Annotated in this window: 18 protein-coding genes, 1 tRNA gene and 3 pseudogenes; 4 read left to right on the top strand and 18 right to left on the bottom strand. The window is 71.6% G+C overall.

Annotation, left to right across the window (positions count from 1 at the left end; genetic code table 11):
- The 8 genes and pseudogenes from ACFXDE_RS16200 to ACFXDE_RS16165 form a co-directional block, all read right to left on the bottom strand.
- A pseudogene (locus tag ACFXDE_RS16200) lies at window positions 1-433 on the bottom strand (hypothetical protein); the annotation flags it as partial.
- Window positions 434-455: 22 nt separating this feature from the next.
- The gene (locus tag ACFXDE_RS16195; RefSeq protein WP_380442835.1) at window positions 456-1148 is read right to left on the bottom strand and encodes a spherulation-specific family 4 protein; all 693 of its coding nucleotides are present in this window, start codon (window positions 1146-1148) and stop codon (window positions 456-458) included.
- Window positions 1145-2059 (bottom strand): NAD-dependent epimerase/dehydratase family protein, encoded by a 915-nt coding sequence (locus ACFXDE_RS16190; protein ID WP_380494645.1) that lies wholly within the window; start codon window positions 2057-2059, stop codon window positions 1145-1147. The genes ACFXDE_RS16195 and ACFXDE_RS16190 overlap by 4 nt, the downstream gene beginning before the upstream one ends.
- 122 nt (window positions 2060-2181) lie before the next feature.
- Window positions 2182-2883, bottom strand: a pseudogene (locus ACFXDE_RS16185) (NDP-sugar synthase); the annotation flags it as partial.
- Between the two features lie 74 nt (window positions 2884-2957).
- Window positions 2958-3950 (bottom strand): SDR family NAD(P)-dependent oxidoreductase, encoded by a 993-nt coding sequence (locus ACFXDE_RS16180; RefSeq protein ID WP_380444582.1) that lies wholly within the window; start codon window positions 3948-3950, stop codon window positions 2958-2960.
- Between the two features lie 132 nt (window positions 3951-4082).
- Complete coding sequence (locus tag ACFXDE_RS16175; protein WP_380494643.1) at window positions 4083-5606, bottom strand: hypothetical protein; 1524 nt, start codon at window positions 5604-5606, stop codon at window positions 4083-4085.
- A 73-nt stretch (window positions 5607-5679) separates the two neighbouring features.
- Window positions 5680-7191: a GT4 family glycosyltransferase PelF gene (pelF, locus tag ACFXDE_RS16170; protein ID WP_380494641.1), complete on the bottom strand. Its 1512-nt coding sequence runs from the start codon at window positions 7189-7191 to the stop codon at window positions 5680-5682.
- Between the two features lie 116 nt (window positions 7192-7307).
- Window positions 7308-9665, bottom strand: coding sequence for a hypothetical protein (locus tag ACFXDE_RS16165; protein WP_380494639.1), 2358 nt, complete (start codon window positions 9663-9665; stop codon window positions 7308-7310).
- 428 nt (window positions 9666-10093) lie between these two features.
- Between ACFXDE_RS16165 and ACFXDE_RS16160 the strand changes: the two genes are divergently transcribed.
- Window positions 10094-11053: a tyrosine-protein phosphatase gene (locus ACFXDE_RS16160; RefSeq protein ID WP_380444578.1), complete on the top strand. Its 960-nt coding sequence runs from the start codon at window positions 10094-10096 to the stop codon at window positions 11051-11053.
- A gap of 15 nt (window positions 11054-11068) precedes the next feature.
- Here the strand turns inward: ACFXDE_RS16160 and ACFXDE_RS16155 are convergent, their stop codons facing one another.
- The 8 genes from ACFXDE_RS16155 to ACFXDE_RS16120 all read right to left on the bottom strand — a co-directional run bounded on the left by ACFXDE_RS16155 (window position 11069) and on the right by ACFXDE_RS16120 (window position 16066).
- Window positions 11069-11974: an RNA polymerase sigma factor SigF gene (locus tag ACFXDE_RS16155; RefSeq protein WP_380494637.1), complete on the bottom strand. Its 906-nt coding sequence runs from the start codon at window positions 11972-11974 to the stop codon at window positions 11069-11071.
- Between the two features lie 144 nt (window positions 11975-12118).
- A complete protein-coding gene (locus ACFXDE_RS16150) occupies window positions 12119-12958 on the bottom strand; it encodes an RNA polymerase sigma factor SigF (protein WP_380444586.1) in 840 nt (279 codons plus the stop codon).
- Window positions 12959-13244: 286 nt separating this feature from the next.
- Window positions 13245-13538, bottom strand: coding sequence for a Dabb family protein (locus ACFXDE_RS16145; RefSeq protein WP_380444574.1), 294 nt, complete (start codon window positions 13536-13538; stop codon window positions 13245-13247).
- A 131-nt stretch (window positions 13539-13669) separates the two neighbouring features.
- Window positions 13670-13909 (bottom strand): hypothetical protein, encoded by a 240-nt coding sequence (locus tag ACFXDE_RS16140; protein ID WP_380444587.1) that lies wholly within the window; start codon window positions 13907-13909, stop codon window positions 13670-13672.
- 379 nt (window positions 13910-14288) lie between these two features.
- Window positions 14289-14378, bottom strand: a tRNA-Ser gene (locus ACFXDE_RS16135).
- A gap of 57 nt (window positions 14379-14435) precedes the next feature.
- Window positions 14436-14969, bottom strand: a complete 534-nt coding sequence (tadA, locus tag ACFXDE_RS16130) for a tRNA adenosine(34) deaminase TadA (protein WP_380494635.1) — start codon at window positions 14967-14969, stop codon at window positions 14436-14438.
- A 51-nt stretch (window positions 14970-15020) separates the two neighbouring features.
- Window positions 15021-15593, bottom strand: a complete 573-nt coding sequence (locus ACFXDE_RS16125; protein ID WP_380494633.1) for a tRNA adenosine deaminase-associated protein — start codon at window positions 15591-15593, stop codon at window positions 15021-15023.
- Between the two features lie 236 nt (window positions 15594-15829).
- On the bottom strand, window positions 15830-16066 hold the full coding sequence (locus ACFXDE_RS16120) for a hypothetical protein (protein ID WP_380444569.1): 237 nt from the start codon (window positions 16064-16066) through the stop codon (window positions 15830-15832).
- 162 nt (window positions 16067-16228) lie between these two features.
- On the opposite strand from ACFXDE_RS16120, the gene upp reads away from it, so the two are divergent.
- Window positions 16229-16864 (top strand): uracil phosphoribosyltransferase, encoded by a 636-nt coding sequence (upp, locus tag ACFXDE_RS16115; protein ID WP_380444567.1) that lies wholly within the window; start codon window positions 16229-16231, stop codon window positions 16862-16864.
- An 85-nt stretch (window positions 16865-16949) separates the two neighbouring features.
- On the opposite strand, the gene ACFXDE_RS16110 is transcribed toward upp, so the two are convergent.
- Both ACFXDE_RS16110 and ACFXDE_RS16105 read right to left on the bottom strand, forming a co-directional pair.
- On the bottom strand, window positions 16950-17621 hold the full coding sequence (locus tag ACFXDE_RS16110) for a LytR C-terminal domain-containing protein (RefSeq protein ID WP_380494650.1): 672 nt from the start codon (window positions 17619-17621) through the stop codon (window positions 16950-16952).
- Window positions 17622-17899: 278 nt separating this feature from the next.
- Window positions 17900-18196 (bottom strand): type II toxin-antitoxin system VapB family antitoxin, encoded by a 297-nt coding sequence (locus tag ACFXDE_RS16105; protein WP_329927244.1) that lies wholly within the window; start codon window positions 18194-18196, stop codon window positions 17900-17902.
- A gap of 188 nt (window positions 18197-18384) precedes the next feature.
- Between ACFXDE_RS16105 and ACFXDE_RS16100 the strand changes: the two are divergent.
- Together ACFXDE_RS16100 and ACFXDE_RS16095 are read left to right on the top strand one after the other, a co-directional pair.
- A pseudogene (locus tag ACFXDE_RS16100) lies at window positions 18385-19374 on the top strand (helicase HerA-like domain-containing protein); the annotation flags it as partial.
- Between the two features lie 8 nt (window positions 19375-19382).
- On the top strand, window positions 19383-21215 hold the full coding sequence (locus ACFXDE_RS16095; protein ID WP_380494631.1) for a recombinase family protein: 1833 nt from the start codon (window positions 19383-19385) through the stop codon (window positions 21213-21215).
- The last annotated feature ends 26 nt before the right edge of the window (window positions 21216-21241 follow it).

Raw genomic sequence — 21241 nt, 5'->3', positions numbered from 1 at the left:
CCACCGAGGCGTCGTTCTCGAAGCCGTCGATGTCGTAGACCGGCACGTCCACCGACTGGTCGACGCCGCCGCCGAGCTGCCACTGCCAGGCGAGGCCAGGGGCGGGCTGCCAGCGGGCGCCGGACGGCGGCGGGGCGGTGGTGCCGCCGCCCGGGGTGCCGGGGGCGGACGGCCTGCCGGACGCCGACGGGGTCCCGGGAGTCCCGGTCGGCGTGGGCGTGGGTGTGTCGGAAGCGCTCGGCGTGCCCGGGGCGCCGGGGGTCGCGGTGTCGCTCGGGGTGCCGGGGGTGCCGGGAGCGGTCGCCGCGGGCGGCTCGCTCGGGGAGTCACCGGCCGACGGGCCGTGGTCGTCCCCGGAGCTGCTGCACGCGGTGGCCAGCAGGGCGACGGCGAGGGCGATGGCGGCCGGTAAGGGCCGGGTGCGGCGGTTCACGGTTGTCGAACTCCGGATCTGGTCAGGTCAGTTCAGCGGCGGTCAGACCGTGGGGGAGGGTGCACCAGGGGTTGTCCCCGGAGCCCGGAACGGCGGCGCTGACGCCCGCCCGTCGGGCGGCGATCAGCGCGGTGACGTCCCCTGCCTGGTCGGCGGGGACGTCGTACACCAGGTGGCAGAAGCGGGAGGCCGCGTGGCGGCCGGTCCACAGGGGCAGGGTCATCTCCCGGTAGGCGTCCCAGGTGCCCTCGAAGGTGACCAGCAGGTCGGCGAGGCCGACCTCGGCGTAGCCGGGGTCCGGGTGCTCGCCGTGGCCGAACACGACGGTGCCGCAGCCGGCCGCGCGGGCCGCCGTGGCCAGCCGCCGGTAGTGCGCCAGCGCGCCCGGGTGGCAGGCGACCTGGTCGAGGTACACGCCGGTGATGCCGTGGCGCTGGCGGTACGTCAGGATGTCGGCCACCACGGCCGCGTGGGAGCGCCGGCCGTAGTCGGTGTCGGCGTAGCCGAGCAGCGGCAGGCCGGCGGCCCGCAGTTCCTCGGCGGCCTCGGCGAAGACGTTGTCCGGGACCTCGCCGGGGCCGTCGGCCAGGTTGAGCACGATGGCGGCGATCCTGGCCGGGTCGGCGGCGGCGACCGCCCGCCAGGCCGCCGGGTCCACCGCGGGGTGGACGTACAGCGGCACCAGCAGGCGGCCGTCGGGGGTGGTCCCGGTCATCCGAGGACCGGGGTCGGGCCGGGCCCGGTGCTGAGCCAGAGGTCGCGCAGGGTGTCGGCGAGGTCGGTCTCCGGGTGCCAGCCGAGCTCCCGGGCGGCGGCCGACACGTCGGCCTGCTGCCAGGAGACCGCGGCCGAGCGCTCGGAGCCCGCCCCGCTCTCGTCGATCCGGCCGGTGAAGCCGGCCGCCGCGACCAGGCCGTCGGCGATCGCCCGGACCGGCCTGGCCCGCCCGGAGGCGAGGTTGAGCACCCGGGGGAGCGGACGGTCCGCGGCGGTGGCCAGGGCGACCGCGCGCGCGATGTCGCGGGCGTCGACGAAGTCGCGGTGGGCGGAGAGGTCCCCGACCCGCACGACGCCGTCGGTGCCCTCGGGCGCCACCCGGCGCAGCTCGGCGGCGAGCCGGCCGGGCAGCGAGCCCGCCGGTGCCCCCGGGCCGACCGGGTTGAACACCCGCAGCACCACCGCGTCCAGCGGCGAGCCGGCCACCGCGAGGGAGCCGGCCAGCTTGGTCGCGCCGTACACGCCGACGGGACGGGCGTCCGCCTCCTCGGACAGCGAGCTGCCCGTCTCGCAGACGCCGTACTCGCCGGCCGAACCGATGTGCACCAGCCGGGTCTTCGGGGCGCCGAGCTGCAGCGCCTCGCAGAGCACCGCCGGACCGCGGGCGTTCACCTCGGCCAGCTTGACCGCGCTGCCGGCCACCGCGCCGGCGAAGTTGACCACCACGTCGGGGGCCAGCGCGGCGAGTTCCTCGCCGAGCGGGCCGGGCTGGGCGGTGGCCAGGTCCAGCCGCAGGTCGTGGGCGGGCCGCCGGCCCGCGGTCAGCACGGTGGCACCGGGCAGCGACCGCAGGACGGCGGTGGCGTGGCGGCCGAGGAAGCCGTCCCCGCCGAGAAGCAGGATCCTCACGCGGCCCGTCCGTCGCTCTCGGCGCCCGCGGTGGCGGGCGTCTGGTCGGTGTCCGCCGCAGTGCGGGCGGCGGGGACCGGCAGCTCCGTGACCGACGGCGCGACGGTGCCCGCCTCGAAGGGCATCAGCACCGGGCGGATGCTCGCGAACTCGGCGTTCGCGCGGTCGTAGTCGTCCGGGCGGCCGATGTCGAGCCAGTAGCCGCCGAAGTCGTAGGAGGACGGCGGGGTCTTGGCGGCCAGCAGGTCGAGCACCAGCTCGTCGAAGCCGAGCGGCAGGCCGGGGGTGTACTTGGCGAGCGCGGAGCGGGACACGCCGTACACGCCCATCGAGACGCGGTAGTCGATGCTCGGCTTCTCCTGGAAGCCGGTGATGCTGCCGGACTCGGTGGTCAGGACACCGAAGTCGATCTTCACCTGGCGGGCGTAGGTGGCGATGGTCAGCGGAGCGCCGGACGTCTCGTGGTGCTTGAGCACCCCGGCGAAGTCCAGGTCGGTGAGGATGTCGCCGTTCATCACCAGGAAGTGCTCGGGCAGGCGGTCCTGCATGGTGAGCAGGGGGCCCATGGTGCCGAGCGGGCTGTCCTCGACGGCGTAGCCGACGCGCAGGCCCCACTGGGAGCCGTTGCCGACGTACGCGCGGATGATGTGGCCGAGGTGGCCGATGGCCAGGGTGACGGTCTTGAAGCCCGCGGCGGCGAGCTGGCGCATCACGATCTCCAGGATCGCGTGCTGGTCGCCGATCGGGACGAGCGGCTTGGGGAGCGCGGTGGTGTACGGGCGGAGACGGACGCCCTTACCGCCGGCCAGGATCACTGCATGCATGGTGTTTCCCCCACGGAAGGTATGTGCAGGACACGAGCCTTGAGAACCAGAGATGGCTGGATCGGTGCGGCGGGTCAGACGTTGTAGATGTCGGTCTTGTAGCGGGCCAGGTTGGCCGGGTCCTGGAAGAACTCGATGGTCTGCTCCAGGCCCTGCTCCAGGCTGAAGCCGGGCGCCCAGCCGGTCGCCTCGCGCAGCTTGGTGGCGTCCGCGACCAGGCGCATGACCTCGGAGTTGGTCGGACGGATGCGCTGCTCGTCCTCCTTGACCACGAGGTCGACGCCCATCAGCTTGCCGACCAGGGTGACCAGGTCGCCCACCGAGATCTCGCCGCCGGTGCCGGCGTTGAAGGTCCGGCCGACCACGGCCTCGGCGGGCGCGGTGCCGACGGTGCGGAAGGCGTTCGCGGTGTCCTTGACGAACATGAAGTCGCGGGTCGGGCGCAGGTCGCCGAGGGTGATCTCGGTCTGGCCGGCGGCGACCTGGGCGATCACGGTCGGGATGACGGCGCGCATCGACTGGCGCGGGCCGAAGGTGTTGAACGGGCGCAGGGTGACGACCGGGGTCTCGAAGCTGGCGTAGTAGCTGTCGGCCAGCCGGTCCCCGCCCGCCTTGGAGGCGGCGTACGGGGACTGGGTGTTGATCGGGTGCTCCTCGGTGATCGGCACGGTCTGCGCGGTGCCGTAGGTCTCGCTGGTCGAGGTGTGCACCAGGCGCTGGATGCCCAGGTGGCGCACCGCCTCCAGCACGTTCAGGGTGCCGGTGACGTTGGTGTCGACGTACGAGTGCGGGGCCCGGTAGGAGTACGGGATCGCGATCAGGGCGGCCAGGTGGTAGACGGTCTCGGTGTTCTTGACCAGGTCGATGACCGAACCCGGGTCCCGGACGTCGCCCAGGATGATCTCGACCGAGTCCAGCACGTCCTTCGGCAGGGTCTCCAGCCAGCCGAACGAGGAGAAGGAGTTGTACTGGACCATCGCGCGGACCTGGTGCCCGTCGGCGACCAGGGTCTCGACGAGGTGGGAGCCGATGAAACCCTCGGCTCCGGTGACGGCGACGCTGCTCATGCGTGATTCGCTTTCTGCTTCTCGGGGGAGCGGCCGGGCCTGTCGCGGTCCGGCCGGTGGTGTTGTCGGCCGGCGCTGCGGTGTGCGTCCGGCCGGGCACGTGGTTCGGTCGTGCGTGTTCTTCGGTGGTGTTCAGCGGTGCTGGGTGGTGCGGCCGAGCACGGGCCCGGCGATGGCGGTGAGGACGAAGGCGGCCGTCCCGCAGCCGATCAGCTGCAGGAGGGTCGGATCCGCACCGGTCAGCAGCCCGGCGCTCTCGGCACCCGCGGCGGCCAGACAGATGAGGGCGGTGCTCCAGCTGAGCCCGAAGGCGTTCAGCAGCAGCGCCAGCCAGAGCGAGCCGCCGAGGAGCAGCAGCGCGCCGAGCTGCGGGACGCCGAGCGCGGGGGCGCCGGGCCACAGCACGGTCGCGGCGGCGTCCAGCGCGGCCACGGTGGTGAGGTAGATGAAGAGGCAGCCGAGCAGCACCCCGCCGGTGCGGCGGACGAACTCGCCGGAGGTGTGGCTGACCCGCAGCGCGGCGACGGCCATCGCCCGGTAGCGGAAGAGCAGCCACTCGGCGAGGCCGAGGCTGAGCGTCAGGGCGATCATGGCCGGGCCGGTGGGGGCGGTGTGGGCGCCCCGCGCGGCTCCGGTCTCGACCGCCTGGTGGATGGTCACGCCGAGGCCGGCGATCAGGGTGAGGGTGCCGCAGGCCAGGCCGAACAGCAGGTGCGGGATCTCCTGACGGAGCTGCAGCCTGACCGTGGCGGCGTCCTTGGCCTCCTTGTCACCGCGGATGCAGTTGACGAGCTCGCGGACCGCCAGGCCGACGGCCAGCACGAGCGAGCTCAGCAGGACCACCGTCCGGACGACCTGCGGGACGTCCACCGCGAGCACCACACCCGCGCCGATCGAGGCCGGTGCCAGCGCCAGCAGCAGGAACTTCTCCCGCCCGAGCACCAGCAGCACGGTCGCCGCGCCCAGGTAGGCGGACTGCCCGGCGGCGAACAGCAGGGAGGCGAGCGGCCCGCCGACGACGTACGCCGCGGCGGAGGCGATCAGCGCGCCGATCGGTGCGCCGATGCTCAGGCAGACCGCGGAGTCCCGGCGCCGCAGCCGGCTGAGCCAGCGGTACGCGCGGTGCGCGAGCGCCTGGTTGAAGGCCCAGCTGGCGACGGTGGCGACGGTCAGCGCGAGCATGCCCGAGGGCAGGCCGAAGCGCATCCGGGTGGCCGCGAACAGGTTGGCGCCGAGCAGGTAGCCGAGCCCGGGCAGGGCGAACACCAGGCCGCGCACGACGCAGCGCCAGGGGTCGGCCCGCCAGGGGTTGGCGAACTCGGAGCTCGGGCCGGGGTAGCGGCGCTCGACCTTCTCGAACAGTTCCTCGGCGACGGTGAAGGCGTCGGGGCGGCCGTACAGGAGGGCGGCCTGCTCGTCGGAGAGGCCGTCGGACTCCAGGAAGGCCGCGATCTCGAAGGGGTGGACGGCGTCGGCGCAGACGTCGCGCAGCCGCTCGGCGAGTTCGTCCAGCGGGTCCGCGGAGAGGCCGAGCTCCTCCTCGGGCGCCGGCTGGGCCGGCAGGACCGGGCGGCGGCGCCCCCGCGGGAGCGTGCGCAGCTGCATCGTCCGGTCGGCGCCGGCCTCGTCCGGAACCAGGCGAATGGGACCGCTCATGCGCCCACCTCGCTGCACTCGGCGGCCGCTTCGCGGCACGCGCACCTCTTCATGGTTCTCTTGCTGTGCTCGTTCACGCCCCCACCTCGCTCGGCTGGGGCCGGGCGACGGCGAGCTGCTGGTCCCAGTCGGTCGGGACGTCGTCGTCGACGGCCACCACGCCCTCGGGCATCCAGCGGGCGGTGCCGAGGAGCTCGGTGTAGATGCCCCGGAAGCCGTCGATGTTCTGGCGCAGCGTGAACTGCTCGATGACCCGCAGCCGGGCCTGCTCGCCGAGCCGCCCGCGCCGCTCGGCGTCGCGCAGCAGTTCGATCGCGGCGGCGGCCATCGGCTCGGGCTCGCGCGGTGGGACGACCAGGCCGGTGTCTCCGACGGCCTCGCGCACGCCGCCGACGTCCGTCGAGACGGTCGCGCGGCCGCAGGACATCGCCTCGATGAGGGTGAACGGGAAGCCCTCGCTGATGCTGGAGAGCATGACCACGTTGCCCGCCGCGTACGCGTCGGTGATGTCGGCGACGCGGCCCTCGAAGGCCACCGAGTCGGCGATGCCGAGCTCGGCGGCCAGGGCTATGCAGCCGTCCCGGTACGCCTCGCCGCCCTTGGGAGTGCCACCGAAGAGCCGCAGTCGCGCCTCGGGGATCTCCCGCTGGACGATGGCGAAGGCGCGGATCAGCGTCTCCAGGTCCTTGATCGGGTCGACCCGGCCGGCCCAGCTGAGGGTCGGGGTCTGCGGCTCGGGTCCGGCGGGCGGGAAGGCCGCCGGGTCCACGCCGTTGTAGACGGTCCGGATGTTCTCCGACGGGGTGCCGCCGCGCTCCTCCCAGCGCCGGTTGTACCGGTTGCCGGGGGTGACGAGGGCGGCCTGCCGGTAGCTCTCCTCGGCGAGCATCCGGTAGAAGCCGAGCAGCAGCGCCTTGACCGGCCAGCGGTACGGGCCGGTGCGGTAGCCGAGGTAGCGCTCGCGCAGGTAGATGCCGTGCTCGGTGAGCAGGAACGGTACGCCGTACTGCTGGGCGGCGATCAGCCCGGGGAGCGTGGCCAGGCCGCCGCTGGCCGCGTGGGCGACGCCGTCCGTCGGCGGCTCGACCGACAGCGGGCGCAGCGCGTGCTCCAGGAGGTCGGTGGCGTTCAGGGCGTCGTGGAGGGTGGGCCGGGAGACGGCGGTGGGGAGGTAGTCGCGGGTCCAGACGTGCTGGAGGGTGCGCAGGGCCCGCTCGCTGCGCAGCGCGGGGCTGAGCAGTCCGCGCCGGGCGAGGTCGGCGAAGCCGTACAGCTCGGTGCCGAAGTGGGTGGTGTAGACCGGGTCGAGGATGGAGTGCAGGAAGCGCTCGTACGCGTTGAGGAAGCGCCGCATCTCGCTGCCGCGCGGCGCCCTGGCCTCGGCGGCCGGGCCCCACAGCGGTGCGGTGGTGACGGACCGGACGTTGGCGGGCAGCTCCCAGGCGAGCGGCTCGTGACCGGTTCCGGTGACGGCGATGATGTCGAAGTCCACGTCGGGCATGCCCTGAACGAGCTGGTCGCACCAGACGCTCACGCCGCCGTGCTGGTGCGGATACGTCCCCTCGGTGAGCAGGGTGACGCGCATCTCCTGTCCCCCCTCCTGTTCTTGCGTCGGGTGTCCGGCCTGGGTGGCCGGAACGTGGGCCGTGGCAGGGCCGGGCCGGGTTCGCCGGCGCCGGCCCCACCATCGGGTCTTGCGTGTTACCGGGAGCCGGGCTTGCCGGCCTGCTTCTTGTTGAGCCCGGCCGTCCCCCCGGAGGCCACGGAGCTCTTCACGACACCGGCTGCGCCGCCGTTGCCGTTCTGCTGGACGCCCTTGCCGGGCACCGGGGTTCCGCTGCCCGGGACCAGGACCGGAGCCTTGGTGCGGGTGGTGTCGCTGGGGCCGGCGGGGACCGGGGTGGCGACGCCCTGGGGAACCACCTTCTTGTCGGCCGGGGCCGGGGCCGGGACGGACTTGGCCGCGACGCTCGGCGCGACGGCGGCCGGGGCCGCCGGAGTGGCACCCGAGGACAGCTGCAGCGTGACGGAGCTCTGCAGCGCGCCCGGCGCCACCCAGCCGGAAAGCGTACCGGCGTAGGCGGAACCGAAAGCGGTCGAACCGATGGCCAGCTTCTGAGTAGTTCCCGTCGGCATGGTGGCCTCGATCTGAACGCCGGCCGGCGCGGAGACGGTGACGTTGTTACCGATCTTGTACGCGGTCACCTGGCCGGCGGCGACGGCCGCGCTCCAGGCCCCGCGCTTCTGGAACTCCTGGCCGATCTCGCGCTCGCCGAGGTTCACGACGGGGGCGCTGTCGGCGTAGAGCGCGCGGTAGTTGCCGAGGATCTTCTCCAGCACCGGGTAGATGATCCGGCCCTCGGAGAGGTTCGACTGGTGGATGTAGTGCGGCCGCGGGTCGTTGCTCATGATGTGGCCGAGGTCGATCCGCGCCTCGAGCGGCACGATGTACGACTGGAAGCCGGTGTTGACGTCCAGCGGCTTGGGCAGGCAGGTGGAGCTGGGGTTGTTCTCGCAGATCCCGCTGCCGCCGTTGGCCTTGCTGGTGTAGATCCAGTTGTACTCGTCGGTCTCCTCCACCGCCGAGCCGGCGTTGTAGAAGACGTTCATCGGGTAGCGCGGCACGGTCAGCGTGGAGGGGCCGACGGCCCGCTGGCCGGACTCGCGGGAGGCGTCGCTGCCGGTGAACTTGATGCCGTTGGCGGCCAGCGCCGGCGCCAGGTTCGGGTTGTCGCTGGTCTCCTGCGGGGCGGTCAGCAGCCCGGAGTGCTCGCCGGTGACGAGGACCTGCGGGTCGACCTTGGTGAGGCCGTTCTTGGTGGCCCAGTCGAAGTTGTTCTTGACCTGGGTCTGGATGGTGTTCTGGTCGACCCAGACGGTGTTGCCGGTGGCGTCCTTGGTGCAGCGCCACGGCACCACGGTGACGTCCTGGACGCAGCCCAGGTACGGGTGGCTGTAGGTGTGGTTGACCCAGCGGTAGCTGTTCTGGTCGGCGATCAGCTGCTGCGCCGTCGGGTCGACCGTGGTGCTGTGGTCGGCCTTCCAGTCCTCGCTGCCGCCGCCGTTGTACAGCAGGTCCAGCGTGAAGTTGTTCGTGGTCATCCACTGCTTGGCGTACTGCGCGTCGGCGGGGCTCATCCGGATCGGGGTGCCGGTGTCCGGGGTGCCGGGCGGGCAGGTCACGTCGCCGGGGGTGCACTTCAGGGTGGTCGACCAGCGGTCGTCCGCCAGGAGGACGTCGTCGATGTGGGCCGCGAAGTAGTTGCGGTCGTACCCGAGGTGGACGCCCTGGGTGATCCAGTCGACCATGCCGCGCGCCAGCAGGCGGTACTGCTGCTGGTACTGGTTGTAGACGAACGTGACGACCAGTTCCTTGCGGCCGTCGTGGGTGTACTCACCGACCAGCGAGCCGCGCGCGGAGGCGCCCGGGATCGGGGCGTCGACGAGCGGGGTGAACGAGGCGCCGGCCGGGAGGCTCGCCAGGGGGGTGGCGAGGTACCCGTAGCTCTCGCTGACGTTCGGGTCGTTGTCCTCGAAGGGCACGGCGCCCTTCAGGTAGCCGAACGGGCCCGAAGTGCCGGCGGTGGTGGTGGCGGCCTGGAAACCGTCCAAGGTGCCAATGTAACCGGGATTTTGGGCCCAGTTCAGACCGACCGCCGGGCTGGCGAACGTGTACGCGTCGATCTGGCGGACGTTGAATGCCGCCTCGTACGTCGCGATCGCCGTCATCTCGGCCGGCGAGTTGGCGAAGGGGTTTTCGTTGGGCATCACGATGCCCTGGTACTTGCCCCGCGGCAGCCCGTTGATCGTGTCGCTCAGGAAAGCGGCGTTGATGACGGGGCGGTTGGGGTCGCTGAGGGTGACGACCTTGTACGGGGTGCCCTGGCTCTTCAGTTCGGCCGTGATGGCCGCGACGGAGGGACCGCCGTCGTCGATGACGAGGACGGTGAGGTCGATCCTCGGCGTCGTGGTGTCGCCGTGGGCCAGGGTGATCTGCAGGCCGCTGGCCAGCAGAACTGCCGCCGCGCAGGCGGCAACTCTTCGGGTCGCTCGACCCATGGTGATCCTCCCCTTGGGACAGGCGCATCGCTGCTCGGCGGTCGCCTGCCCTGTAGCTGTTCGCGGGCAGCAGGACTGCCCGGCGCCCATCCTGGTCGAGGGTCGGCTCCGCGAGGGACCAATTGGGCGAGAGTGCAGCAAACCTGTTACCAACGTTCATGGCGAAGCCATGAAGGCGCTGATTGTGACCGGAACAGCATCGGCCATGCAAATGATGAATTGAAAATGAAAAACCGGAACCTGAGTGCTACGCGTCGTTACCAAGCGTTGTTACCGCTCGGGCGAGGTGGTGGGGCCCGGCGGACACCTACACTGGGGTCGTTGCGCATGACACTCTCGCACATCTCGCCGCCGCATTGGGCAGGTTCATGCAATATCGGGCACCGCTGTGCCATGTGACAGTCCGAATATGCAATGGAGGCGCCCGCATGGCCGATCAGCAGACCGAGGCCGGGGGATTCGGCGGCGTCCGGAATGCGGTGTCCAAGTGGAACGGAATGCCCCAGGTCGGGCGCAGTCTCGGTCTGCGCGGCGCGGTCAATGCCCGCGATCTGGGGGGCTGCCGGACGGCCGACGGAAGGGTCCTTCGCCCCGGGACGGTCCTGCGCAGCGATGGCCTGAACCACGTCACCGAGGATGACCTGAACGCGCTCCGGGCCCTCGGGCTGCGCCGCGTGGTCGACCTCCGCAGCCTCGACGAGGTCCGCGAGGCCGGCCCCGACCGCGTCCCCGGACTCCCCGTCCCCGAGCTCGCCCGCGACCTCCCCGCGGGCACCGCGCTGACTGTCGAACCGGACGCCGAGGACGGCGTGACCCTGCACCATCTCCCGGTGTTCGCGCCCGATTTCGACATCTACGTGACGCTGCGCGACGCCCTGGCCGACCGCAGCCCGGCGAGGCAGCGCGCGCTGCTCGGCGACGGCCGCGCCGCCGCGATGATGACCGGGCTCTACCGCTGGTTCGTCACCGACGGGCTCGCACGCGAACGGTTCGCGGACGTGCTGCGCCTGCTGGCCGCCCCGGACGGCCCGCCGCTGCTGTTCCACTGCACGGCCGGCAAGGACCGCACCGGCTGGGTCTCGGCGCTGCTGCTGACCGCCCTGGGCGTCGACCGCGAGGCCGTCGTCGCGGACTACCTGCTGACCAACGAGCGCGCGGCGCCGGTCGTCGCGCGGGTGATGGACGACTTCGGCACCCGGGGCCTGATGCACGAGCCGCGGCTGCTGCTGCCGGTGTTCCGGGCCGACGCCGCCTATCTGACGGCGGCCTTCGAGGAGATCGAGGCCGGCTGGTCCGGTTTCGCGGCGTTCTGGCACGACGGCCTCGGCCTGGACGACGGCGTGCTGGCCGGGCTCCGCGACAACCTGCTGGACGGCGCGGCGGGCTGAGCCCCGCCGCGCTCGTCAGCCCTCGCTGATGAGCCCCTCCCGGAGCTGGGTGAGGGTCTTGGTGAGCAGCCGGGAGACGTGCATCTGGGAGATCCCGATCTCCTCGCCGATCTGCGACTGGGTCAGGTTCCCGAAGAAGCGCAGCATGATGATCCGGCGCTCGCGCGGCGGCAGCTTGGCCAGCAGCGGCTTGAGCGACTCCCGGTACTCGACGCCCTCCAGCGCGAGGTCCTCGTAGCCGAGCCGCTCGGCCAGCGGCCCGTCGCCGTCCTCCTCGCTCGGGCTGGAGTCGAGCGAGCTCGCGGTGTACGCGTTGCCGACCGCGAGTCCCTCGACCACGTCCTCCTCGCTGACGCCCAGGCAGGCGGCCAGCTCGGGCACGGTGGGGGAGCGGTCCAGCCGCTGGGCCAGTTCGTCGCCGGCCTTGGTGAGGGCGAGCCGCAGCTCCTGGAGGCGCCGCGGCACCCGGACGGACCAGCTGGTGTCCCGGAAGAAGCGCTTGATCTCGCCGACCACCGTGGGCATCGCGAAGGTGGGGAACTCCACCCCGCGCTCCGGGTCGAACCGGTCGATCGCCTTGATCAGCCCGATCGTGCCGACCTGGACGATGTCCTCCATCGGCTCGTTGCGGCTGCGGAAGCGCGCCGAGGCGTAGCGGACCAGCGGCAGGTTGAGCTCGATCAGGGTGTCGCGGACGTAGGCGTGCTCCGCGCTGCCGGGCTCCACGGCGGCCAGCCGCAGGAAGAGCGAGCGGGAGAGCGTGCGGGTGTCCAGCCCGGCGCCGGCTGACGCCGCGGGGGGCGTGTCGGGGACGGGCGGTGCGGTGGACGGCCCCCGCTGCAGCGGGATGCGCTCCTCGGCGACCGCGGTGCCGTTGGCCTGACCAGCGTGGATCTCCGCAGTGCCCAGCTCTCCGGACATGCGCCCACCCCCTTGTGACTGACGGTTGAACGGGCGCCGACGCGCGGATGTTCCCGGCGACGGCCCTCCCCCTCCATACCGGCACACGATCCCCGGCAAACCCGATCGTCGCAAGATGTCACGCGGCGGTAACGCGGAGCGATGTCACTCTTCCCAGGAGTTGCCGGTGCGAAGCCTCGTCAGGATCCGCGAGAGCAGCCGGGAGACGTGCATCTGCGACATCCCGAGCTCGGTGCTGATCTGGGACTGGGTCAGGTTGGCGAAGAATCGCAGCATGACGATCCGTCGCTCCCGCTCGGGCAGCTGGACCAACAGGTGGCGGACCACGTCCCGGTGCTCGACCTCGGCGAGCGCGGAGTCCTCGTAGCCGAGGCGGTCCAGCAGGGCGAGCCCGCCCTCGTGCTCCTGGGCTGCCTCCAGGGACGCCGCGTTGTAGGCCCGCCCGGCGTCCAGGCAGGCCCGGACGTCCTCCTCGGGGATGCGCAGGCTCGCGGCGATCTCGGGCACCTTGGGGGCCCGTCCGTGCAGCACCGTCAGCTCCTCCATGGCGCCGCTGACCTGCACCCACAGCTCCTGGAGCCGGCGCGGGACGTGCATCGTGCGGACGTTGTCCCGGAAGTAGCGCTTGATCTCGCCGAGGATGGTGGGCAGCGCGTAGGTGGGGAACTGGACGCCCCGGGTGGGGTCGAACCGGTCGATCGCGTTGATCAGGCCGATGGTGCCGACCTGGACGACGTCCTCCATGGGCTCGCTGCGGCTGCGGAAGCGGGTGGCCGCGTAGCGCACCAGCGGGATGTTCACCTCGATGAGCGCGGCGCGCACCCGCTCGCGCTCGGGCGCGTCGGGGGGGAGCTCGGCCAGGCGCTCGAACAGCACCCGGGTCAGCGTCCGGACGTCGACCACCGGGCGTCCGCCGGGGCCGCGCAGGCCGTCCGGCCGGAGCTCGCCGGCCGGACTGATGATCCCCGCGAGCGCCTCGTCCACGGACACGTCACCCCTCCCAAAGTCGACTACGGCGGGCCCTGCGGAGCGGGTGTCGTGGCTGGTTCTTCACCTCGCCATGTCCGGCAAAACCGGTCATAGCATCACAAGGCGGGCGCAGGTCGGGCAAGCACCCGGTGGAGGTGTGTTGATGCGGTGCCGGGCCTGCACGGGGCCGATCGGGGAGGCGCCGCAAGGATCGTTCCGGGACGGACCGCGGCGCCCCGCCCGGGCCTCGGGCGGGGCGCCGCGATCCGTCCGGGGGAAGCGCCCCGGGCGGATGGTGGTATCAGACCTCGATGTCCGCGATCACCCAGGTGGCGAACTCGCGCCACTGTCCGGCCGCGGCCTGGTGGGCCGGGTGGGTCAGGTAGGCCTGGAGCGCGTCGCGGTCCTCGACCAGGCTGTTGATCGCGTAGTCGTACGCGATGTCGCGCTCGGTGGTGTTCCAGGCGCACTCCCACTCGCGCAGCTCGGGGATCACCGAGCCGAGCCCGGCGAACGCCTCGGCGCCCGCGAGCGCGCGCTCGTCGTCCTTGCTGACGCCTTCGTTGAGCTTGAACAGGACCAGGTGCCGGATCACGATGCCGCTCCTCGCGGACGGGGGTACAGAGGGTCCCGCCCACCGTAGCCGGTGCGCAGCGGTGCCTCCGCGGCCGTCCGCCCCCTGGTCGGGCCCGTCCGGCGCCCGGGGCGGTCACCCGCCCGGGGCGGTCACTTGATCAGCCCGGTCATGAAGGTGCCGACGGCCTTGGCGGCGTTCGAGATGCCCTCGAAGCCCGACTGGACGAGCTCGGCCGAGCGGGCCGGCGAGGTGATGATCGAGTAGAGGACGAAGACGAGCAGGAGGACCATGCCGATCTTCTTCGCCTGCGCCATCGGGTGACCTTCCTCCCAGCCGTGGGCCGCCGTCATCCGGGTCCCCGAGCGGCCCTGCAGGGGCAGCTTATCCACCGGACGGGCTATCAAGTGTGCGACGCGTTCGCCCGGCGGGACGAAGGTCCCCGCGAGTGGGGTCTTTCTCCGGGTGCCCGCGGGCGGACCGGGCGGCAGGATGGATGGCGTACCGGGGATCTGGCAGGAATTCCCGGTGCGTGGATCCGGAGCTCCCCGCTGTGGGACCGGGTACCGCGGCTCCTCCCCCGACCGCGGCACCGGTTGTGGGACTCCGTCGGGGGAGCGGTTGGTCCCCCCGAACCGCTCCCCCCTCCAGGCTCCGTACTCGACAAGGGCGTTGGTGGTCATCGGCCCCGGGTGCGGAGCCCTTTCCGCGTCACGAGGGTGCGTGGAAACGCCGAGGGCCCGTCCGGATCGGACGGGCCCTCGGGCTTTCTGGCGGTAGCGGTGGGATTCGAACCCACGGTGGAGTTGCCCCCACACACGCTTTCGAGGCGTGCTCCTTTGGCCGCTCGGACACGCTACCGAGAGGAACTCTACCGGACGGGTGCGGCGGTCACGAAATCCGTATCCCGGCGGACCTTCAGCGGGGGGTTTCGCGGTGGTCGCCGAAGAACGCGCGCAGCTGCTCGCCGCACTCGTCGGCGAGGACGCCCCAGATCACCTCGGGGCGGTGGTTGAGCCGCCGGTCACGCATCACGTCGAAGAGCGAGCCGGCCGCGCCGGCCTTCTCGTCCAGGGCGCCGTAGACCACCCGGTCGATCCGGGACAGCACGATCGCCCCGGCGCACATCGTGCAGGGCTCCAGCGTGACGACCAGCGTGCAGCCACCGAGCCGCCATTGCCCGACCTTGTCCGCCGCCTGGCGGATCGCGACCACCTCGGCGTGCGCGGTCGGGTCGCCGACCGCCTCGCGCTCGTTGTGGCCGCGCCCGATCACCTCGCCGTCCGGGCCCAGGACGAGCGCCCCGACCGGGACGTCGCCGGTGGCCGGCGCCAGGGCGGCCTCGGCCATCGCGAGGCGCATCGGCGCCGCCCAGCGGTCACGGACCGGGTCGGGGCGGACGGGGGCGGGCAGCGGGGGGATCGGGAGGGCTGCGGGGGTGGCGGACTGCATGGCATCCAGTGTCGGGCATCCGGCGGCGGACACCGGTCGGCCCGCTGCCCGCTACCGGACCGCTTCCAGGACCTCGCCGCAGCCGAGGGCCTCGGCGATCTCCTCCAGGGCGTCGCCCGGCACGGCGCCCTCGCCGCTGAGGGCGAGCAGCTCCTCGGAGGGCAGGCCGAACTCGGCCAGCAGGTGGGAGTCGCCGAGCGGGCCGACCGGGACGCCGCCGTGCGGGGCCGCGTCGTCGGCGGCCTCGTCGGCCTCCTCCGCCTCCTCGCTGTCCTCCAGCTCCACGACCAGGTGGTCGAGGTCGCCGAACTCGCTCTCGCCGGCCTGGTCGACCAGCTCGTCGGTGAGGACCGAGCCGTACGAGCTGCGGGCGGCGGCGGCGCCGTCCGACACGAAGATCCGCGGGTCCTCCTCACCGTCCACCCGGACGATGGCGAACCAGGCGTCCTCCTGTTCGATGAAGATCAGGACGCTGTCGTCGTCCTGCGCGGCGTCGCGGGCCAGGTCGGCCAGATCGGCCAGGGTTTCGACGTCGTCGAGCTCCGTCTCGCTCACGTCCCACCCGTCCTCGGAGCGAGCAAGCACTGCAGCGAAATACGCCACCAGGGACACTCCCAAGATCATCGGTCTCGGCTGTCGGCGCGCACGGGCGACGCGAACATCTGGCCGCCCCCGCGCCAGAGGCGGTCCGCTGTTCGGACCGTCCCATCGGAATCGTGACAGAAAGCCCGCCCTCGCGGGGGGTGTTCGGCAGCGCGTCTTTGCAGGTCGTGTCGGAAGCGTCGGCCGGCGGCCGGCCGCGCGCCGCCCCGGCCGTCCGGGGACGGCCGAACGGCGGACCCGGGCCCTCCGGAACCGCCTCAGATCCGGAAGGTTCGCATCCGCATCGCTTCGCGCATCCGGCGCTCCTTGGTTCGCCTGGGCTGGACCCGCTCCCGCAGCTCGCGCGCCTCGGTGAGCTCGCGGAGGAAGACGGCCCGCCGCTTGCGGCGCTCCGCCTCGGTCTCCTGGGGGCTCGCGGGCGGGCCCGCGCGGCCGCCCGAGGGGCCCCTGGGCTCCTCCGCCGAGCCGTCCCCGGCCTTCGGGTTGCTCGTCATAAGACGTGACATTCCCAGAACGGCCCGGTTGATACCACGGCGACCGGTTCCGTCCTGACATTCGCCGTGCGTCACGGCGTGTCACGGCAGAGTGAGCCCCGCCGCGCGCCGCGGGCCCGCGGCGTGTCGTACAGGCGTCCAGGGCCGGGCTAACCTCGGTACATGCGTCTCCACGTCGTCGACCACCCCCTGGTCGCCCACAAGCTCTCCACCCTGCGCGACGAGCGCACCGACTCGCCGACCTTCCGTCGCCTGACCGACGAGCTGGTGACCCTCCTCGCGTACGAGGCCACCCGGGACGTCCGCACCGACGAGGTGGAGGTCACCACGCCGGTGGCGGTCACCACCGGCACCCGCCTCAGCTACCCCCGTCCGCTGGTGGTCCCGATCCTGCGCGCCGGCCTCGGCATGCTGGACGGGATGACCCGCCTGCTGCCGACCGCCGAGGTCGGCTTCCTCGGCATGGTCCGCAACGAGGAGACCCTGGAGGCCTCCACCTACGCCACCCGGATGCCGGACGACCTCTCCGGCCGCCAGGTCTACGTGCTCGACCCGATGCTGGCCACCGGCGGCACCCTGGTCGCGGCGATCAGGATGCTGATCGAGCGCGGCGCCACCGACGTCACCGCCGTGGTCCTGCTGGCCGCGCCGGAGGGCGTCGAGGTGATGAAGCGGGAGCTGGCGGACCTGCCGGTCACCGTGGTCACCGCCGCCCTGGACGAGCGCCTGAACGAGAACGGCTACATCGTCCCCGGCCTCGGCGACGCGGGCGACCGCCTCTACGGCACCGCCGGCTGACGCACGATCCCCCGAACCACCGAGAGCCCCCCGGCGCACTGCCGGGGGGCTCTCCGCGTCCGAGTGCGCCGCGCGCGCCGTGCGCTCAGCAGCTGCCGGTGGCGGTCGGGGTGGGGGAGGGCTTGGTGGCCAGGGCGAGCGCGGCGGCGGCCTGGGTCTCGTCCAGGAGGGCGTTGTAGCTGTCGCCGATGACGAAGTCCACGCTGGCGTCGGTCCGCGCGTCGGCGGTGGCGGTGGCCCCCGCGATCTGCGAGCTGAGCAGGGTGGACGCGCCGGCGCCGGCCGGGCCTGCGATCACCTGGGCGGTGCCGGGCACCTTCTTGTCCAGCTCGGCCGGGGCGTTGCCGACCTTGCCGATGGTGAAGCCGCGCTTCTTCAGCTCGTCGGCGGTCCGTCCGGCGAGGCCGGCCTTCGTGGTCGCGTTGTAGACGTTCACGGTGATCGTGGCCGGCTGCGGGATCGCGTGCGGGTCGCCCGGCGCGCCGGAGGCGGCGGGTGCGCCCGGCGTGGCCCCCGGGGTGGGGGCGGCCAGCGCCTTGCCGGAGGGCGTGGCGCAGGCCTGCGCGCTGGTGTGTTTGTTCTTGCCGGTGAAGATGTCGTAGAGCTGCACGCCGCCGAGTCCGATGAGGGCCAGCGCGAGCAGCGCCGCGAGCCCGGCGATCACCTTGCGGCTCTTCTTGGGCGGCCGGCCGAGACGCGGATAGGCGTTGCCGGTGACGCGGTACTGCTTCCCCTTGAGGCCTTGGGGAGTCAACATGCTCACGGTTTGTCTCCCCCTCGGTGCCGGGGCGGGGTCGGGATGACACGGGATCTCGGGATGACGACGAGTCGGCCGGAGGGGTCGGTTCCCCAGGTCGCGGCCGTAGTCAGCAGATTAGTGCCCGTTGCCTGCGAAGGTACTAAACGATCATCATCTGGAGTACCCGGCTACCCGAAAGGGTGTACGAGAGGGGCGTGCGGAGGCGCCCGGGTACGACGGGACCGCCCTCCGCCTCGGCGGCGAGGGGGCGGTCCGGAAGCGTGCGGGCGGGCCCGTCACTCCATGTCGAGGACACGGGCGTGCAGCACCTGGCGCTGCTGCAGCGCGGCCCGTACGGCCCGGTGCAGCCCGTCCTCCAGGTAGAGGTCGCCGCGCCACTTCACCACGTGGGCGAAGAGGTCCCCGTAGAAGGTCGAATCCTCGGCCAGCAGGGTTTCGAGGTCGAGCTGGCCCTTGGTGGTCACCAACTGGTCGAGTCGCACCGGGCGCGGGGCGACGTCGGCCCACTGGCGGGTGCTGGTCCGGCCGTGATCCGGGTACGGCCGCCCATTGCCGATGCGCTTGAAGATCACACGGAAAGCCTACCGTTCGGACGGCGGATGGCGCAGCAGCCGCGACGCCGCCACGCGCTCGGGTGTGAACTGCGGGTGGACGTTTGCGGCTGTTTGATGGGAAATGTCGCGAACTTCGCCCACGATTTCCGACCGGGTTCCGCCCCATTGGCGCGGCCCGGTCCCGCTCTGCCCAGGAGTGTGCCCCGATGTCCTCCGCCCTCACCCCGCCGGCCGTCCGGGAGATCGCCGACGGGTACGCCTTCACCGGGCCCGCCCTCGACCTCGGCGCGGTGCTCCTGGACGGCACGGCCTACCCCGACGCCCAGGTGCGCATCCCGCTCGCCGTGCTCAACCGGCACGGGCTGGTCGCGGGCGCGACCGGCACCGGCAAGACCAAGACCCTCCAGCTGATCGCCGAACAGCTCTCGGCCCAGGGCGTGCCGGTGTTCCTCGCCGACGTCAAGGGGGACGTCTCCGGGGTGTCCGCGCCCGGCGCGCCGAGCGAGCGCACCGCCGCGCGGGCGGCCGAGGTCGGCCAGGAGTGGACGGCCACGGGCTGCCCCGCCGAGTTCTTCTCGCTCGGCGGCGAGGGCACCGGCATCCCGGTCCGGGCCACCGTCACCAGCTTCGGGCCGCTGCTGCTGTCCAAGGTGCTCGACCTGAACGAGACCCAGGAGTCCTCGCTCAGCCTGGTGTTCCACTACGCCGACCGGGCCGGCCTGGAGCTGTACGACCTCAAGGACCTCACCGCCGTCATCGGCTTCCTCACCTCCCCCGAGGGCAAGGAGGAGCTGCGGACCGTGGGCGGGCTCTCGTCGGCCACCGCCGGGGTGATCCTGCGCGCCCTGACGGTGCTGGAGAACGAGGGCGCCGGGGCGTTCTTCGGCGAGCCCGAGTTCGACACCGCCGAGCTGCTGCGCACCGCGGCGGACGGCCGGGGCGTCGTCTCGGTGCTGGAGCTGCCCGCGGTGCAGGACCGGCCGCGGCTGTTCTCCACCTTCCTGATGTGGCTGCTCGCCGACCTCTACCAGGAGCTGCCCGAGGTCGGCGACCTCGACAAGCCCAAGCTGGTGTTCTTCTTCGACGAGGCGCACCTGCTGTTCAAGGGCGCGTCCAAGGCCTTCCTGGAGGCGATCACCCAGACCGTGCGGCTGATCCGCTCCAAGGGCGTCGGGATCTTCTTCGTTGTTGATACTTTCCCCACATGCACTCAGACACGCTCGTACGAGCTACAGAGGTGTTGCAGGCGGGATACCTGCGACAGAGCCAGGAGCGGCAGGACGGTTCCGACGGCTCCATTCAGGTGCAAGGGGATGGGGTACACGCGACGGCTGCCGCTCGCCCGGGGCGGTACGTTGGCGACTACATAGACCGGGACAGCAGCGCCTTCAAGGCTGATTCGGAGCGCGAAGACTTCGAGCGCCTTATGGCCGACTGTCGGGCCGGCAAGGTGAACGAGATCATCGTTTACTACATCTCGCGTTTTTCGCGCCTGGAGCCCAAGGACATTATCCCGGTAGTCCTGGAGCTTCACCGGCTTGGCGTGACTATTGTGTCTTGCACGGAAGGCGTGTTTCCGCCTGACGACACAATGTCGCTGCTGATGCTCATTATGAGGCTTGACGCGGCTCATCAGGAAAGCAAGAACAAGAGCAAGCACGTCCGCGACACAAAGCGCAAGCTTCGAAATGCGGGCGGGTGGGTGGGCGGACTTCCGCCCTACGGGTACTGCACGGAAATCGCCCACGTAGAGGTGATGACTGATGACGGCCCGAAGATGCTCACCATTCGGCAACTCATTGTCGTTGAGGATGAAGCGCGAGTCATCCAAAGGATTGTTGCGCAAATCGTCCTGGCGGCTCAGGTCGAAGCCGCGATGTACCAGGGTGATCTCTCAGACGAGATGTGGGAGCTTGCCAAGAAAACGTCACTCTCGGGGATTTGTGCGGACCTCAACGGCGAAGAGGTGCCGACAAAGACCGCGCGACTCGGCGGCAAATGGCGTGGGGCCCCCAACGGAAAGGACCCGGGCCGAGAGAAGCCGCCGCAGTGGGAGGTGACAACGCTAAAGCGAATCCTCATGGACCCACGCCTCATGGGGCACGCCGTGGAGCCGATCAGGGAGAAGTACGAAACCCAAAACGGCCGGATCCGGGAGCGAATCACCGGGTACCGTACCTTGAGGGACGAGGAGACCGGCCTTCCGCTCATTGCGCATGAAGCGATCACCGGCGCGGCCGATTTCTACACTGTTCAGGCGTGGATCAAGTCGCGCGGCCGGGGCAGGGGCGCACCCGGAGAAAAGGCCGTGCTGTCGGATCAGGGCGTCCTCTTCTGTGAGTGCAGCGCGACCATGAGCAGTAACGGCAGTTCGGTTCCGTCGTACCGGTGCTCTCGCCCCAAGGGAGGCGCCAACCCGGGAGAGCACGAGGGCGGGAACAACATCGTCCAGGTGCACGCGAACGACTTCGTTGCGCTGTGCATCCTCACCAAAATGGCTGAGGCGCAGGACGGAGATCCCATCGCGCTTGACATGATGCTTGCCGCAACCCGCCGGTACATGACCACCATGGCCAAACCCGAAGTCGGGGCGGAGGCCGGCGCGTTGACAGCGGAGAAGGCGGACAAGCAAGCCGCCTTGAACGAGCTGTACGACGACAAGGAAGCGGGCGACTACGACGGCCCGATCGGGAAGCGTCGGTTCCGGGAGCGCAAGGCGAAGCTCGAAGCGGAGCTTGAAGCGATCGAATCGCGGGTGTCAGAGCTTGCGACCCTGGAGCAACCAGAGCTTCCGGTGTTCACGTGGCTGGAGAAGGACGACCCCGACGGCCCCCCGACCGGTGAGGGATCGTGGTGGGCGAAGGCAGGTGTGCATGAGCGACGCGCCTTCGTGAAGCTCTTCGTCAAGCGGGTTGAGGTCACGAAGGCCACGACGCGGGGCAACAAGTGGGAGGAGTACGACGCCAGCAAGCGCGTGACAGTAACCTTCCGGAGCCTCAAGGACGATGAAGACGAGGCGGAGGAGGAGACGGAGTGACCGCTTAGCCCCAACGCCTCACCGGG

The organism is Kitasatospora sp. NPDC059408 (assembly GCF_042751525.1).
Lineage (GTDB): Bacteria > Actinomycetota > Actinomycetes > Streptomycetales > Streptomycetaceae > Kitasatospora.
Note: the sequence above shows the minus strand (reverse complement) of the source record. Positions and strands in the feature narration are given on the sequence as shown.

What these genes read in the sequence shown, in the direction of transcription:
- ACFXDE_RS16195 (WP_380442835.1), bottom strand. Translation starts at nt 1,148, where the DNA reads ATGACCGGGACCACCCCCGACGGCCGCCTGCTGGTGCCGCTGTACGTC.
- ACFXDE_RS16180 (WP_380444582.1), bottom strand. Translation starts at nt 3,950, where the DNA reads ATGAGCAGCGTCGCCGTCACCGGAGCCGAGGGTTTCATCGGCTCCCAC.
- ACFXDE_RS16175 (WP_380494643.1), bottom strand. Translation starts at nt 5,606, where the DNA reads ATGAGCGGTCCCATTCGCCTGGTTCCGGACGAGGCCGGCGCCGACCGG.
- pelF (WP_380494641.1), bottom strand. Translation starts at nt 7,191, where the DNA reads ATGCGCGTCACCCTGCTCACCGAGGGGACGTATCCGCACCAGCACGGC.
- ACFXDE_RS16165 (WP_380494639.1), bottom strand. Translation starts at nt 9,665, where the DNA reads ATGGGTCGAGCGACCCGAAGAGTTGCCGCCTGCGCGGCGGCAGTTCTG.
- ACFXDE_RS16160 (WP_380444578.1), top strand. Translation starts at nt 10,094, where the DNA reads ATGGCCGATCAGCAGACCGAGGCCGGGGGATTCGGCGGCGTCCGGAAT.
- ACFXDE_RS16155 (WP_380494637.1), bottom strand. Translation starts at nt 11,974, where the DNA reads ATGTCCGGAGAGCTGGGCACTGCGGAGATCCACGCTGGTCAGGCCAAC.
- tadA (WP_380494635.1), bottom strand. Translation starts at nt 14,969, where the DNA reads ATGCAGTCCGCCACCCCCGCAGCCCTCCCGATCCCCCCGCTGCCCGCC.
- ACFXDE_RS16125 (WP_380494633.1), bottom strand. Translation starts at nt 15,593, where the DNA reads ATGATCTTGGGAGTGTCCCTGGTGGCGTATTTCGCTGCAGTGCTTGCT.
- ACFXDE_RS16120 (WP_380444569.1), bottom strand. Translation starts at nt 16,066, where the DNA reads ATGACGAGCAACCCGAAGGCCGGGGACGGCTCGGCGGAGGAGCCCAGG.
- upp (WP_380444567.1), top strand. Translation starts at nt 16,229, where the DNA reads ATGCGTCTCCACGTCGTCGACCACCCCCTGGTCGCCCACAAGCTCTCC.
- ACFXDE_RS16110 (WP_380494650.1), bottom strand. Translation starts at nt 17,621, where the DNA reads ATGTTGACTCCCCAAGGCCTCAAGGGGAAGCAGTACCGCGTCACCGGC.
- ACFXDE_RS16095 (WP_380494631.1), top strand. Translation starts at nt 19,383, where the DNA reads ATGCACTCAGACACGCTCGTACGAGCTACAGAGGTGTTGCAGGCGGGA.